The organism is Branchiibius sp. NY16-3462-2, assembly GCF_001594145.1.
Lineage (GTDB): Bacteria > Actinomycetota > Actinomycetes > Actinomycetales > Dermatophilaceae > Branchiibius.
Window position 1 is genome coordinate 22,812 of the sequence record NZ_LVCF01000042.1, and the last position, 13,804, is coordinate 36,615.

At 68.0% G+C, this 13,804-nt stretch carries 12 protein-coding genes; 2 read left to right on the forward strand and 10 right to left on the reverse strand.

What is annotated here, in order from left to right; translation table 11 throughout:
- Nucleotides 1-73: 73 nt before the first annotated feature.
- The 5 genes from AZH51_RS15030 to AZH51_RS15050 all read right to left on the reverse strand — a co-directional run bounded on the left by AZH51_RS15030 (nt 74) and on the right by AZH51_RS15050 (nt 8,749).
- A complete protein-coding gene (locus AZH51_RS15030) occupies nt 74-1,372 on the reverse strand; it encodes a M1 family metallopeptidase (RefSeq protein WP_291525661.1) in 1,299 nt (432 codons plus the stop codon).
- The gene (locus AZH51_RS15035) at nt 1,372-5,205 is read right to left on the reverse strand and encodes a Pls/PosA family non-ribosomal peptide synthetase (protein ID WP_291525662.1); all 3,834 of its coding nucleotides are present in this window, start codon (nt 5,203-5,205) and stop codon (nt 1,372-1,374) included. The genes AZH51_RS15030 and AZH51_RS15035 overlap by 1 nt, the downstream gene beginning before the upstream one ends.
- A gap of 195 nt (nt 5,206-5,400) precedes the next feature.
- On the reverse strand, nt 5,401-6,591 hold the full coding sequence (locus tag AZH51_RS15040) for a hypothetical protein (RefSeq protein WP_291525663.1): 1,191 nt from the start codon (nt 6,589-6,591) through the stop codon (nt 5,401-5,403).
- 14 nt (nt 6,592-6,605) lie between these two features.
- A complete protein-coding gene (locus tag AZH51_RS15045; protein WP_291525664.1) occupies nt 6,606-7,997 on the reverse strand; it encodes an FtsX-like permease family protein in 1,392 nt (463 codons plus the stop codon).
- A complete protein-coding gene (locus AZH51_RS15050) occupies nt 7,994-8,749 on the reverse strand; it encodes an ABC transporter ATP-binding protein (RefSeq protein WP_291525665.1) in 756 nt (251 codons plus the stop codon). The genes AZH51_RS15045 and AZH51_RS15050 overlap by 4 nt, the downstream gene beginning before the upstream one ends.
- A gap of 172 nt (nt 8,750-8,921) precedes the next feature.
- On the opposite strand from AZH51_RS15050, the gene AZH51_RS15055 reads away from it, so the two are divergent.
- Nucleotides 8,922-9,230 carry a hypothetical protein gene (locus AZH51_RS15055; RefSeq protein WP_291525666.1) on the forward strand — a complete coding sequence of 103 codons (309 nt, stop codon included), beginning with the start codon at nt 8,922-8,924 and terminating at the stop codon, nt 9,228-9,230.
- Between the two features lie 10 nt (nt 9,231-9,240).
- Here the strand turns inward: AZH51_RS15055 and AZH51_RS15060 are convergent, their stop codons facing one another.
- The 5 genes from AZH51_RS15060 to ligD form a co-directional block, all read right to left on the reverse strand.
- Complete coding sequence (locus AZH51_RS15060) at nt 9,241-9,891, reverse strand: response regulator transcription factor (protein WP_291525667.1); 651 nt, start codon at nt 9,889-9,891, stop codon at nt 9,241-9,243.
- Nucleotides 9,885-11,060: a histidine kinase gene (locus AZH51_RS15065; RefSeq protein ID WP_291525668.1), complete on the reverse strand. Its 1,176-nt coding sequence runs from the start codon at nt 11,058-11,060 to the stop codon at nt 9,885-9,887. The genes AZH51_RS15060 and AZH51_RS15065 overlap by 7 nt, the downstream gene beginning before the upstream one ends.
- A 4-nt stretch (nt 11,061-11,064) precedes the next feature.
- Entirely contained in the window at nt 11,065-12,036 is a 972-nt protein-coding gene (locus AZH51_RS15070; protein ID WP_291525669.1) for a cation diffusion facilitator family transporter, read from the reverse strand.
- Between the two features lie 143 nt (nt 12,037-12,179).
- Complete coding sequence (locus AZH51_RS15075; RefSeq protein ID WP_291525670.1) at nt 12,180-12,488, reverse strand: helix-turn-helix transcriptional regulator; 309 nt, start codon at nt 12,486-12,488, stop codon at nt 12,180-12,182.
- A gap of 21 nt (nt 12,489-12,509) precedes the next feature.
- Nucleotides 12,510-13,478, reverse strand: coding sequence for a non-homologous end-joining DNA ligase (gene ligD / locus AZH51_RS15080; protein WP_291525671.1), 969 nt, complete (start codon nt 13,476-13,478; stop codon nt 12,510-12,512).
- A gap of 31 nt (nt 13,479-13,509) precedes the next feature.
- On the opposite strand from ligD, the gene AZH51_RS15085 reads away from it, so the two are divergent.
- Nucleotides 13,510-13,782, forward strand: coding sequence for a hypothetical protein (locus AZH51_RS15085; protein WP_291525672.1), 273 nt, complete (start codon nt 13,510-13,512; stop codon nt 13,780-13,782).
- Nucleotides 13,783-13,804 lie beyond the last annotated feature (22 nt).

Consider the following 13,804-nt stretch of genomic DNA (forward strand, 5'->3'; position numbering starts at 1 on the left):
GAAATAGGACTGGCGATTCGGGCTGAGCGCAGTAACACCACCGTGGGCCGCCCGATGGCGCCTTAGTCGGTTCTCAGAGTTTGGGCAGCGGGGGGAGCGGCAACTCGCACAGCCACGGCTCCACGATCCGGCCGACCGGGTGACCCGTGAACGTCTGGGCAAACTCCACGAACTCCTGCGTGGTGGCGTTGCTGCCCTTGTGCCGATCGATCCACCCGGCTAGCAGCGCGAAGAACGACTCATCACCGATCGCCGCCCGGATCGCGTGCACCGTGAGCGCGCCGCGCTTGTAGACCCAGTCATCGAAGACGTGCTCCGCGCCCGGAGCGGCCAGCAGATGGCGAGGAGTCTTGTCGGACAACTGTTTCCAGTGCACCTCGGCCTCGTCCTGCGTCGACCTGCGCCCGCACTCCTGCGACCACAACCACTCGCTGTAGCACGCAAAGCCCTCGTGCAACCAGATGTCCTGCAACCGTGCCAACGTGACCGCGTTGCCGAACCACTGGTGGGCCAACTCGTGAGCGATCAACCGCTGGCTGTCCCACCGGCGGTCCAGCAGGTTCGAGCCGAAGATTGACAACGACTGCGCCTCGAGGGGGATTTCCAGCGAATCGTCAGTGACGACAATGCGATACGACGGGAAGGGGTAGGGCCCGAAGCAGCGGGTGAACAACTGCATCATCGCGGTCTGGTCCGCGAACGCTCGATCAAAGCGCGTACGCAGCGAAGGCGGCACCACGGCGTACGTCCGGGTCGGTCCGCCGGTCACCTCATGCTCGACGTACCGGCCGATCTGCACGGTGGCCAGGTAGGGCGCCATCGGCTCGGTCTGCACGTAACTCCACGTGGTCTTCGAGCCGTGCCGGCGCACGGCGGTGCGGGAGCCGTTGGCGACCACAAAGTACGCCGAGTTGCAGGTGACGCTGATGCGATACGGGGCCTTGTTGCTGGCCCGGTCGTTGCACGGGAACCAGCTCGGCGCGCCGCCGGGCTGCCCGGCGACCAGGACGCCGTCGTCGAGTTCCTCCCAGCCGGCCTCACCGACCTTGTCGCGCACCACCTTGGGCACACCGCGGTAGGTGATGGTGACCGTGACCCGGTCATCGATCCGCAGCGGCGAGGCCAGGCGCAGCCGCAACCGGTTGCCGTCGTGGCGGTGCCGTTCGAGTTTGACCCCGGTGATCTTGACGACCTTCAGCGCGTGCAGATCGAGGGTGAGGTCGCGCAGGTTGTCCTGCAGCGCGCGGATCGTCAGCGTGGCGCGACCGGAGAGATGGTTGTTCTCGATCGCGTAGTCGAGGTCCAGGTCGTAGCCCGTGACGGCGTACGTCGTATCTCCGTGACCGGGCAGATAGGGGTCAGCCGAAGGCATCAGTCCTCCGCCCAGGGGCCGATCGGGTTGCCGACCCACCGGGTTTTGTCCGGGACGGATTCCCCACGCATGACCAATGACACCGGACCGACCGTAGCGTGCCGGCCGAGTCGCGCGGCGGGCAGGATCACCCCGTGGGGCCCGAGCGTGGCGCCCTCGGCGAGTTCGACAGTGTCCAGTGACAGCACCCGATCGTGGAAGAGATGGGTCTGTACGACGCACCCGCGGCCCACGCTCGCGCCGGCTCCCAGCCGGATCAGATCCGTCTCCGGCAACCAGTAGGTCTCACACCACACGCCCCGCCCGATCCGCGAACCCATCGCGCGCAACCACAGGTTCAGCACCGGCGTGCCGGCGACCGAGCGGGCCAGCCAGGGCGCCGCCAACATCTCCACGAACGTGTCGGCTAACTCGTTGCGCCACACGAACGAACTCCACAGCGGGTGCTCGCCCGCGCGCACCCGACCGATGAGCGCCCATTTGGCCAGTACGGCGAGTGCGGCCGCAACCAGTCCGCCCACCATGAGCAGCGGGCCGAGCAGGATGATCGCCCACGCCCAGCCGAGGTGCTGCTGGATCGCCCACGCGCCCAGTGCGACTCCAGCGGCGAGGGCGAACGCCAGCAGCCACGGCACGATGCGGCAGACCTCGACCAGGGAGCGGGCCACCTTCAGGCGCGTCGCGGGCGCGTAGGTGCGCGAGGAGTCGGCCTCGTCGGCGTGCCGGCGCAGCTGCATGGGCGGACTGCCGATCCACGAGGTGCCCGACGAGGCGTGCTCCTTGCGGCCGGGGGCGGCCGAGAGTACGGCGACCAGCCCCTCCTTGGGCACCTTGCGTCCCGGGGCGGTCATCCCCGAGTTCCCCACGAAGGCCCGCTTGCCGACCCGCGACTTCTCGGTGCGCAACCAGCCGCCGCCGAGTTCATAGGGGCCGATGAGGGTGTCGTCGGCGAGGAACGCGCGCTCGCGGACGGTCACGAGCTTCGGGATCATCAGCACGGTGGACGCTTCGACCTCGTCACCGATCTTCGCGCCCAGCGACCGCAACCAGGAGGGGGTGAGCGCGCTGGAGTAGATCGGGAAGAGCCAGCCGCGGGCCTCATCCATCGTGCGCAGCGTGCCCCAGGCCGCGAGGGCGTGCCAGGAGTGCACCGGATGATGACCGGCCGCGACGCCGGTGCCCAGGAAGCGGACCAGCAACCAGATGAGCAGCGCAAGCACGACGATGCCGGTGAGGCCGCCGGCCACCAATGCCGGGACCGCCATCGCGGCTAGCGAGCGATCACCGACCACAGCCACTGCGACGGCAAGACCTGCCACAGTGGCTACGACGGGCAGGAGGCTGATCGCGATGGCCAGGACGCCGTACGCGACGGACCACCAGGGGCGGTGCGGCGGGTGCTCATCGGACCACGAGCCGCGGGCTTTGCCGACGCGGCGGGCGGGTGCACCGCTCCACGCCTGATCGGCGGGCACGGTTCCGAAAACGCCTGAGCCCGGAGCGATCTCGCTGCGTCGGCCGATGTCACAACCGGGCACGAGCATCGAGCGGGTCCCGATCCGAGCGTCGCGGCGGACGGTGACCTGGCCGATGTGGATGCGGTCGCCGTCCATCCAATGACCGGACAGGTCGACCTCCGGCTCGATCGACGCGCCACGACCGACGTGCAGCATCCCGGTCACCGGCGGGATCGAGTGCAGGTCGGCGTCGCGGCCAATGCGAGCGCCCAAAGCCCTTGCGTACCAGAGCATCCACGGCGCACCCGAGAGTTTCGTGGCGCCGGTCTCGTCGGCGATCCGCTCGGCCAGCCACAACCGCATGTGGACCTTGCCGCCGCGCGGGTAGTTGCCGGGCTTCACGCCGAACAGCACGATCCGGATCAGTCCGACCGCGATCGCCATGCGGCCGATCGGAGTGAGGAAGAGTGCCCACATCACCAGGACGAGCCACCCGGAGGGTTTGGGTACGTCGATCGGCACGTGACCGGCGGCCAGCCAGCAGCCGAGGAGCAGCCAGGCGGCCCAGCGCAGACCGGCCAGCCAGCGGGTTCCGAAGAGGGCGAGTTGCTGTCCGATCTGTGACTTCAGCGGGGTCGGTCGCACCGGTTTGCTGCGCAACTGGGCGCTGGCGGTCATCGAATCCAGCCGGGTGGCAAGGGATTCGACAGTGGGGTAGTCATAGACGTCGGCGACCGTGATCTCCGGGTAGGTCTCTCGCAGTCGGGACACGATCTGTGCTGCCGACAGCGATCCGCCGCCGAGATCGAAGAAGTCGTCGCTGGCGGAGCCGACCACGGCGCCGAGGACTTCGAGCCACTGGTCGGCGACCTGCTGCTGCGAAGGAGTGAGTTCAGCGGTGCCGTCGGACTCCGCGCGCAGGGTTGCGACCGGCCAGGGCAACGCGTCCCGGTCGATCTTGCCGGAGGTGCGTGTGGGCAATGTGTCGACCTGCGCGAGGCGCGGCACCATGGTCGCGGGCAGTTCGGCGCGCAACCGGGACATCGCGGCCGATAGGTCGAAATCGCTGGCCAGCGTGATGTATCCGACGAGGATCTTTGCGCCGGCGTCGGTCTGTCGAACGGCAGCGGCGCCGCCGGCCACCCCCGGCAGTGCGGTGAGGGCGGCGTCGACCTCGCCGAGTTCAATCCGACGACCGCCGAGTTTGATCTGGTCGTCAGCGCGACCAGCGAAGAGCAGCCCGGCCTCGTCCTTGATGACGACGTCGCCCGAGCGGTAGGCGCGGTCCCACCCCAGAGTCGGCATCGCGGCGTACTTCTCGGCGTCCTTGGCCGGATCCAGATAGCGGGCCAGGCCGACGCCACCGATGATCAGCTCACCCGATTCGCCGTCAGCGACCGGATTGCCCTCACCATCAACGACTTCCAGGTCCCAACCGTCGAGGGGCAGGCCGATGCGGACCGGTCCTTCGGCGGTCAGCTGCGCGGCGCAGGCGACGACGGTGGCCTCGGTCGGGCCGTAGGTGTTCCAGATCTCCCGGGTCGCGGTGGCGTAGCGGGCGCCGAGTTCGGGTGGGCACGCCTCGCCACCGAGGATCAGCAGCCGGACCTTGTCGAGGGCCCGCGCGGGCCACAAGGCCAGCAGCGTCGGGACCGTGGACACGATGGTGATGTCATTGGCGACCAGCCAGGGGCCGAGATCCATGCCGCTACGGACCAAGGAGCGGGGCGCTGGGACCAGGCAGGCGCCGTACCGCCAGGCCAGCCACATCTCCTCGCAACTCGCGTCGAACGCGACCGACAACCCGGCCATCACCCGGTCGTCGGTGCCGATCGGGTGACCCTGCAGGAAGAGGCGGGACTCGGCGTCGACGAAGGCGGCGGCGTTGCGGTGCGAGACGGCGACACCCTTGGGCAGACCCGTCGAGCCCGAGGTGAAGATGACCCAGGCGTCGTCCTCGACGGCGGGGGCGAGCACCTCGGGTCGGGGTGCGGCGGTGCGCAGGACGGTGAGGGCGAGGTCCTCGGTCAGCGTGGCCGCGACTCCTGCTTCGCCGAAGACGGTGACGGCCCGCTCGTCCGGATCGTCGGCGTCGACCGGGACGTACGCCGCGCCAGCCAGCAGAGTGCCGATGATCGCGATGTAGAGATCGGTGGTGCCGGAGTTGATCCGGATGCCGATCCGGTCGCCGGGTCCGATGCCGGCCTGCGCGAGCTGTTCGGCCAGCGCGGAGGCGGTCTCGAGGAGTTCGGCGTAGGTGAGGACCGTGTTGCCGCTGTCGATCGCGGGGGAGTCGGGGCACTCGGCGGCGGTCTCGGTGAAGATGTCGACCAGCGTCCGCGGCGGTGGGGCCAGATCCCCCCGGCGAAGGGTCACGCGATCCTCCTGGCGTCGTACGGCGGCAGCGGGCTCAGTCTTTCACCGCTAGCGCCGCCGACGCGGCAGGGTCCGCAAAGCGGGCAGTCTTGGCGGGTTTCACCGCGACGATTCTGGAGCGATCAACGTTCTGCAGGGAGTTTCCGCAGCAAACGGCTCCAGAATCGTCGATCGCTCCAAAATCAGTGGGACAAGTCAGCCGTCAAGAGGAAGTCGCGGCGGTTGGTCGAGCCCAGCCCGCTCGCGCACGCGGGCTAGGAGCTCAGTGACATCGCGGTGCGCCTGGTCGACACCCTCCGCACCGTCGAGCATTGACGCGGTGGAGCGCTGAATGATCGCGGTGATGTGATGTGCGTAGCGCCGGACTGTGTAGGACTGCCGCAACGGCGGGCCGAAGCCGCCGTCCCACGTGCCGGTGATCTCCAGCAACCGGACCGGCGAGTTGCGCCACCAGTCCGCCCAGGCCGGGTCAACCTGGACATGACAAAGCAACTGGTCCAGGGTCTGCTCGTACTCCCGCGGCATGCCATTGGTTAAGCCGTGACCGCAGAAGCGGATCTCGTGCGGCTGCTCCGGCGCTGAGCGACCGACGCCCATGACGGATAAACCCAGACCGGAGCTAACGACAGGCTTTGCTGGAGCGGTGGGTTCCGGTGGCCACACGACGTCGGGCTCGGTCGCTGTCAGCTGCGATAGAGACCAGCGCGACGTCGCAGCTTGTGTGCCGAACAGGCCTACCCACGGCACCGCCTCGACGCTCTCGGCACCTGCCCATCGCAACGTCCGAGCTGAGCGTTGGAAGCCTTCGATCGTGCTGAAGCTGGGGACTGCCTCCGAACGGAGGACCTGGGCTGTCTTGACGTCGGTCACCTCGAGGATGGCGATGCCGAAACCGTTGTCCTGCAGGCTGAACCGAAGGCGCGCCTTGTGCTTCCGGGTCCGCGATGTCTTCCAGGGACTATCCCAAGAGAACTCGAAGCGGTGAGCGATCACTGCGGCGTGCGCCTCGTTCAGCCGCTCGGGATCCCAACCTCGCGCCTGGCCGAGGCGCATCATGCCGCCGTGCACAGTTTCCAGGACTAGTGCTGCGCGATAGCCCGCGTCCAACGTGGTCGCTGCCGGTGGCAGCGTCACCCTGCCGGACTCGCTGTCGCTCGGATCGACCGACATGGCCACCTCGACATCGCCGGGTTCGCCCTGCCCGACGAAGAACCGCACACTGCTCGACCGGTTCGACAACTCGGCCTTTCGCAGAGCGTCGCTATAGCGCTCGCACACCCGTCGCGAGGTTCGTACGAAAGCGTCGCAGTTCGGTTCATCAGGATCCCAGGGCTCCGCCTCTGGTCCGGCCAGCGGCCAGAAGTGCACATCTCGCAGGAGCCCCATGGACGCCAAGATAGTCAGCCGTCGATGCGGAGGGCTGCGACGACGGGAACGCTCGTTGCGCGGCGGGCTGGGGGCAGTGCGGACACCAGGACCAGCGCGACACCGACCGCGGCAACGGTGCCGAGGAATGCCCAGGGCGTGCCCCACACGAAGCCGTTGGTCTGGAAGCCGATGACCGACTGTGCTCCGATCGAGCCGAAGATCACCCCCAGGATCAGTCCGAAGAGGACCGCGGTCCCGGCGAGGGCCGCTGATTCGCGGGTGATCATCGAGCGGATCTGGGTGCCGGTGAAACCGACGGCTCGCAGCAGACCGATCTCCCGGCGCCTCTGGATCACCGTGAGGGACATCGTCGAGATGAATCCGATCACCGAGATGACGCAGGACACCACCACGATGCCCGTCATCACGGCACCGATCGCACTGAGCAACTGATGGGCTAGCTCCCGGTCGGCGGGTGTGAGTTGGGTCCAGCCGTCGACGGCCTGCTGCAGAGCGCCCATCCCGGACGCGATGGTGGTGACGATTGCCACACCGATGACCAGACCCATCGTGGAGCGGGTGGTGCGCTGCGGGTCGAGGACCGCGTTACGACGGGCGATGCGGCTGGCGGGAGTTTCGCCCAGCGCTCGTCCGGCGGCGCTGACCAGCCCGGGCACGACGTACCGCGCACCGATCAGCAAGCCGGTCGCGAAGGTGGCGGCGCCGAGGAAGGCGAGCAGGAAGCCGTAGCCCGCGTAGTGCTCGCCGGTCCAGGCGGCGCCGAGCAGGAAGACAACGCCGGCGGCCATCGTGAGTACGGCGAAGGCCTTGCGCAGCCGGGACTCGCGGCGGGTCGCCGCCGAAGGGGCGGATACTCCGGTCATCGCTTCAGCCGGTGTCACGGTCAGGACGCGGCGGGACCCGAGCCAGCCACACACCAGCGCCACGATCGCGATGATGAGGACCGGGACGATCAGGAAGCTGCTGGTCAGCGGATAGTCGTGCGACGGGAGCGTGCCGCGTGCCACCAACACGACCCGCGCGACGGCGGTGATGGCGACCCCGAGGGCCGCTCCCCCGAGGGCAGCCAGCAGGCCGATCAGGCCGGTGGATCGCATCACCACCTTGCGCAGGTCGGCTGAGCGGGCGCCGAGCAATCGCAGCAGCGCCAACTGCCGCAACCGTCCGGCCAGGACCGTGTCGACCGCGTTGGTGATGACGACCGCTGCCACGTAGATCGCGACGAGGTTGAACACCAACGAGGCGATCTGCAGGGTGAAGCCGAGCCTGCCCGGGTCGTTGCCGAGGGTCGCCAATACCGCACTGGCAGAGACCAATACACCGGCGTACAGGCCGCAGAGGGCAGCGACCAATCCGATCGTGCCGAGGTCGCGACCGGAGCCAAGGACGAGTTCCCTATTCACGCTGCACCAACCTCCAGGTTCACCATCAGCCGGGCGATCTCCGTTGCGGGCATCGCCGGGTAGTCGCCCGCGATCCGCCCGTCGGCGACGACAAGGATGCGATCGGCGTACGACGCGGCGACCGGATCGTGGGTGACCATCAGGATCGTCTGGTGATGCTCCTGGGCGGCAGCACGCAACAGCGCCAATACTTCTCGGGAGGTGCGGGTGTCCAGGTTGCCGGTGGGTTCGTCGGCGATGACCAGGTGGGGGCGTACGGCGAGTGCCCGGGCGATCGCGACGCGCTGCTGCTGACCGCCGGACAACTCCGCGGGACGGTGGGTGATGCGCTCCTTGAGACCCAGCGTCTGCGTCAGGTAGTCGATGCGCTCGCGGTCCTGCTCGCTTGGCGTGCGCCCAGCCAGGTCGAAGGGCAGCAGGATGTTCTCGCGGACGGTCAGCGTCGGGACCAGGTTGAACGCCTGGAAGACGAAGCCGATGTGGTCGCGGCGCAGTTGGGTGCGCCGGTCGTCGGACAGTTCGTGGAAGGGCTGACCGGCCAGCCACACCTGGCCCTTGCTCGGATTGTCCAGTCCTGCAGCGATGTTCAGCAGCGTGGACTTGCCGGAGCCGGACGGACCCATGATGGCGGTGAACTGGCTGGGCGCGATGTCGAGGCTGATGTCGGTGAGGGCGGGGACGGCACTGGGTCCATCGCCGTACCAGCGATCGACGTTGCGCATCCACAGGACAGGGGGTAGTTGTTCGGTCATACCCACGACGTTAGGAAGCGGCGGCCTCATCGCGCGTCGGCCTGTGGGAGGGTTCTGCCTACATCGCAGGATGTACATCAGCAGCTGATCGACGAAAGGGCGGTCCATGGATGGGTTAGTTGATGACGATGACCCATACTTCTCTGGCGGCCCCCGCGGCGACGGTCAGCGGATGGGGCCGCTGCCCGACGGCAACTGGTACGTCGTTGCCGCTGTTCCACAACGTTTTCCCGGCTGGCTTATCGAGGCGGGTGAGGGACTGGCGGGAGTCCCAGCGGGGATCGTTGCAGGGATCACCTATGGAGTGGCAAATGAACCCCCGTACGAAGCAAGGGTCTACAGCTACCAACGCAAGCGGCAGATGCGAAAGAAGCTCGTGTTCGCAGAGCCCTTCCCGACGATGGCCGAGGCGCGGGCCAGAGCACTAGAAATGCGTGATTCGCTGAAGTCGGGACATGTTCCCGATCGCTCAACGAAGTAGCTCGCCTCGCTCAAGTAGCCAATCCGTGCTCATACGCATAGACGACCAGTTGCACGCGATCGCGCGCACCCAGCTTGGTCAGGATGCGCGAGATGTGCGTCTTCACCGTTGCCTCCGAAAGGAATTCGGCGGCGGCGATCTCCGCGTTCGACAGGCCCTTCGCGGCCTGCAGCAGGATCTCGCGCTCCCGGGCGGTGAGTGAGTCGTACTCCGGACCAGGGTGGGCGCTGCGCCCCCGGAAGCGGGCGAACAACGCGCGGGTGGCACCGGCAGCGACCACCTGATTGCCCGCCGCGACTGAGCGGATCGAGGCCAGCAACATCTCGGGTTCCGCTGATTTCAGGACGAACCCGCTGGCGCCGGCTTCGATCGCCGCCACCGCCGACTCGTCCTCGTCGAAGGTCGTCAGCACCAGAACCTTCGGGGCATCCGCACCCATCGACTCCTGCAGGGTCCGGGTCGCGGTCACCCCATCCACGCGCGGCATCCGCACGTCCATCACGATCACATCCGGTTGCGCACTGCGCACGAGCGATGGCACCTCGCTGCCGTCGCCCGCTTCGCCGACAACCGACAAGTCGTCCTGCGAGGAAATCACCATGGCGATGCCGGCCCGAAAGAGCGCCTGATCGTCCACCAGGGCAACGCGGATCGTCACCACTTGTCCTCCGGGATGAAAACGTCCACCTGCCAACGGGTTCCGGCGTCGGCAGGTTCCGCACGCATCATGCCGCCCGCAGCAATCACCCGCTCCTGCATCCCCCGCAGGCCATGCCCACCGGTACCGACCGGCCGGGCCCCCGCAGCATTGGTCACGCTCAACCGGTACCCGTCGCTCCAGTCTTCGCGCACCCGCACCGGAGTGCGCAGATCGCCGTGTTTGAGCGCGTTGGTCAACGACTCGGTCAGGACCCGGCTGGCAGTGGCCGTGAGCTGGGGGTCCGCACTCGGCGTACCTTCCTGGGTCACCTCCAGGCTCACTCCCGCGTCGCGCAGGCGCTGGATCAGCGCGGCCGGCTGGTCCAGCGTCAGCGGCGCATCGGAGTCATCGTCCCGCAACCGGCTGAGCAGGCCACGGATGTCGGTCATGGCGGAGCGGGCGGTCTCCCCGATCACCGACAGCGCTTCCTCCGCGCGGTCCGGATCGGTGCGCAACAGATAGCGGGCGCCATCGGCCTGAGCGGCCACGACGGCCCACGAGTGGGCAACGACGTCGTGCATGTCCGAGGCGATCGCGATGCGCTGCTGCTGCTGGGTGACCAGGTCGCGCAGCCGGCGTTCCTCCGCACTCTGCAACTCCAGGCCCACCCGCTCGCGGATCACCTCGCGGCGCTGGTAGCGCAGGTAGCCGGTCACCCACCCGCCGAAGACGACCAGCGCGGTCAGGCCACCCATGATCGCGCCCGCGATCAACCGGTGGGTCAGGTCGGTGGCGACCGCCGGCTCAGCGCCGCCCTGGATGGTGATCCACCCGGCCGCCACCAGGACCGCGATAGTGCAGGCGATCAGGCCGAATCGACGTACGGCGCGATCCCGGTGCGCGCCCAGGCGAAAGGCGATCAGGGCGTAGCCCAGGTCGGCGACGTAGTTGATGTCGCCGTCGACCACCTGCCAGATGGCGGCGACGATCGCCAGGGCCACGCTGGCCGCAAGCCAGCGGCGACGGATCGCGAGGGCGACACCGAGCAGGATCGCCGCGGGCCAGGAGTGCAGTTCGTTGAGCGCGGTGATCGCGATCGGGACCAGGCCGATGAGGATGTCGATGATCCAGCCGCGCCGGGTGAGCGGCTGGTCCTCTCCCCACGGATCGAGCTGGGCGGTCCCGGTCATCTCGCTAGTGCGCGTGGGCGGACGACTCGTGGGAGGCGTGGCTGACCGGTTCGAGTTGGAAGGTGGAGTGCTCGACGTCAAAGTGGCCAGCGATGCAGGCCTGCAATTCATCCAGCAGCCGTGCGGAGTGCCCATCGGTGAAGCACTCGTCCTCCACGACGACATGCGCGGAGAGGGCCGGCAGGCTCGAGGTAACCGTCCAGACGTGCAGGTCGTGGACGCTGACCACGTGCTCCGGCTCCAGCAGATGAGCGGTGACGTCGCGCAGGTCGACCTCGCTGGGCGCGGCCTCCATCAGCACCCGGCCGCTATCGCGGGTGAGCGCCCAACCGGCGCGCAACATCAGGGCGACGACCACCAGGGAGGCGACGGCGTCGGCCCGCATCCACCCGGTGAGCAGGATGATCAGGGCTGCGATCGCCGTACCGATGAAGCCATAAAGATCAGTCAGGACGTGCTGGTAGGCGCCTTCGACGTTCAGGCTGCTGCGATTGGCGCGGGCCATGGCGGCGGCGGCCGCGATGTTGACGACCATGCCGATCAGCGCCACCACCAACACCAGCCCACCGGTCACTTCCGGCGGGTCGATCAGCCGGCGGATCGCCTCGATCCCGAGGACCGCGGCAAGCACGAGCAGCGTGATGCCGTTGCCAGCGGCTGACAGGATCTCGGCGCGTTTCCAGCCGAACGTCCACTTGCCGCGGGCCGGTTGGGCGGCCAGGTGCATCGCCCACAGCGCCGCCCCGATGGCAGCCACGTCGGAGAGCATGTGAGCCGCGTCCGAAAGCAGGGCGAGCGATCCGGAAATGAACGCCGTGATGACCTCGCCGACCATAAAGGTGGCCAGAAGGCCGAGGGCGATCCACAGGTAGCGGCGGTCGGCGTCGGCGGAGATGGCGTGCGAGTGTCCGTCGTGGCTGTGCGCGTCAGCGGTTTCGGCCGCGCCGTGGGGGTCGGCGCCGGAGCACAGGCTCATGGCTCGAGTGTAGGTGGCTGGGCGTGATGTCCACGTCCTCCGTAGGGAACGGTGAGCCATGCGCGACGGCAGCGATCCCGCCGATCAGGACGAAGTCAACATCGTGGGTCCGTAGCACCGCCAGGAGAGCGGCCAGATCGAGTTCACGCATCGCGCACCGCCCGCAGCTGCGAACTCACCCGCTGATGTCGTTCCAGCCGTTCCTGCGGGCTGAGGTTGCGCAGGCGTTCGGCCTGGGCAAGGTCGCTGCCGTCGTAGGGAACGAGGGAGACCTCGAGGTCCAGACCGCACAACCGGACCAGTCGCCGTACGTCGCTCAGGCTCGGGTGGGTGCGCCCGGATTCCCAACGGGCGACACCGGATTGGGTGGTCCCGGCGAGGTCCGCGAGTTCCCGTTGGGTGAGGCCTGCGCGGCGGCGCGCCTCACGGATCAGGGCACCTTCGAGAGCCATCACAACAGCATAACCGATCTGTTATGTCGCTGACCCATCCTCGTCGTCTGCTGGCGGCTCAGCGCCCGCCGCCTCGTCCCGCTGCGCCCAGTCCAGCAACGTCTCCAGCCCGTACGCCGTGTCGTCGATTCCCGCGGTCAGGTCACCGACCGCTGCATAGCGTGAGGGCATTGTGGCGATGGTGAAATCGTCCGGTTCGGCCTCGTCGACCTCTGCCCACAGCAGCGGTGCCGACACCGTGCCCCGCGGATTGCCGCGCACCGAATAGGCCGCAGCCATCGTGTGATCGCGGGCGTTCTGGTTGTAGTCGATGAAGACGACATCCGAGGGCCGGTCCTTCCGCCACCACGTCGTGGTCGTCTCGGAAGGGGCCCGACGCTCGACCTCCCGACCGAAGGCCAGGGCGGCGCGGCGTACGTCAGCAAATCCCCAGTCCGGGCGGATCCGCACGTAGATGTGCAGTCCGTTGCCCCCGGAGGTCTTGGGATAGCCCTCGATGCCCAACTCGGACAGCACTTCGTGCGCCACGGCGGCCACGCGGCGTACGCGGGAGAACGGGCAGTCCGGCATCGGGTCCAGGTCGATGCGCCACTCGTCGGGCGCTTCGACGTCGAAGCGGCGACTGTTCCACGGATGGAACTCCACGGTCGACATCTGAACGGCCCAGATCACGTCGGCGATCGAGGTGACACACAACTCGTCGGCGGTGCGGTTCCAACGTGGGAAGTGGATCTGCACCGTCTCCACCCACGGCGGCGCGCCCCGGGGCAGCCGCTTCTGGTGCACCTTCTCGCCACTCACTCCGGTCGGGAAGCGGTGCAGCATGCACGGCCGGTCGCGCAATGCGCGCACGATGCCGTCGGAGACCGACAGGTAGTACTTCGCGAGATCCAGTTTCGTCTCGCCGCGCAACGGGAAGTAGACGCGATCAGGGTTGGAGATGCGGATCTCGTGCTCGCCCGCGGTGACCTCGGTGGACGGACTGGCCATGGCTCGACGGTAGACCTGCGACGATGGCGACGTGGCAGCTAAACCACCCCGGACGCTGTTCTCGGTCGACGCGGTCTTCCCCAAGTTGATGCTGATGTGCACCGGCGCGTTCGGCGGGTTGCTCCTGGCGATGGGGTTGCTCCTCGCGCTGCTCGTCGCGACCGGGCGCACCTCGGGTCCGACGACCATCTTGATGTGGTGCTGCATCGCCGTCGGGATCACGCTGATGGTGGTCTCTCGCGTCCTCTTCGGCCGGTTCATCCGGGGCTATCTGCACCCGACCGACGACACCTCTGTGGACTAGTTACCCATCGGTAGTGTGACCG

Bases quoted from the DNA above. Each gene is read 5' to 3' on its own strand.
- AZH51_RS15030 (WP_291525661.1), bottom strand. From the start codon at position 1,372: ATGCCTTCGGCTGACCCCTATCTGCCCGGTCACGGAGATACGACGTAC.
- AZH51_RS15040 (WP_291525663.1), bottom strand. From the start codon at position 6,591: ATGGGGCTCCTGCGAGATGTGCACTTCTGGCCGCTGGCCGGACCAGAG.
- AZH51_RS15050 (WP_291525665.1), bottom strand. From the start codon at position 8,749: ATGACCGAACAACTACCCCCTGTCCTGTGGATGCGCAACGTCGATCGC.
- AZH51_RS15055 (WP_291525666.1), top strand. From the start codon at position 8,922: ATGGGGCCGCTGCCCGACGGCAACTGGTACGTCGTTGCCGCTGTTCCA.
- AZH51_RS15065 (WP_291525668.1), bottom strand. From the start codon at position 11,060: ATGACCGGGACCGCCCAGCTCGATCCGTGGGGAGAGGACCAGCCGCTC.
- AZH51_RS15070 (WP_291525669.1), bottom strand. From the start codon at position 12,036: ATGAGCCTGTGCTCCGGCGCCGACCCCCACGGCGCGGCCGAAACCGCT.
- AZH51_RS15075 (WP_291525670.1), bottom strand. From the start codon at position 12,488: ATGGCTCTCGAAGGTGCCCTGATCCGTGAGGCGCGCCGCCGCGCAGGC.
- ligD (WP_291525671.1), bottom strand. From the start codon at position 13,478: ATGGCCAGTCCGTCCACCGAGGTCACCGCGGGCGAGCACGAGATCCGC.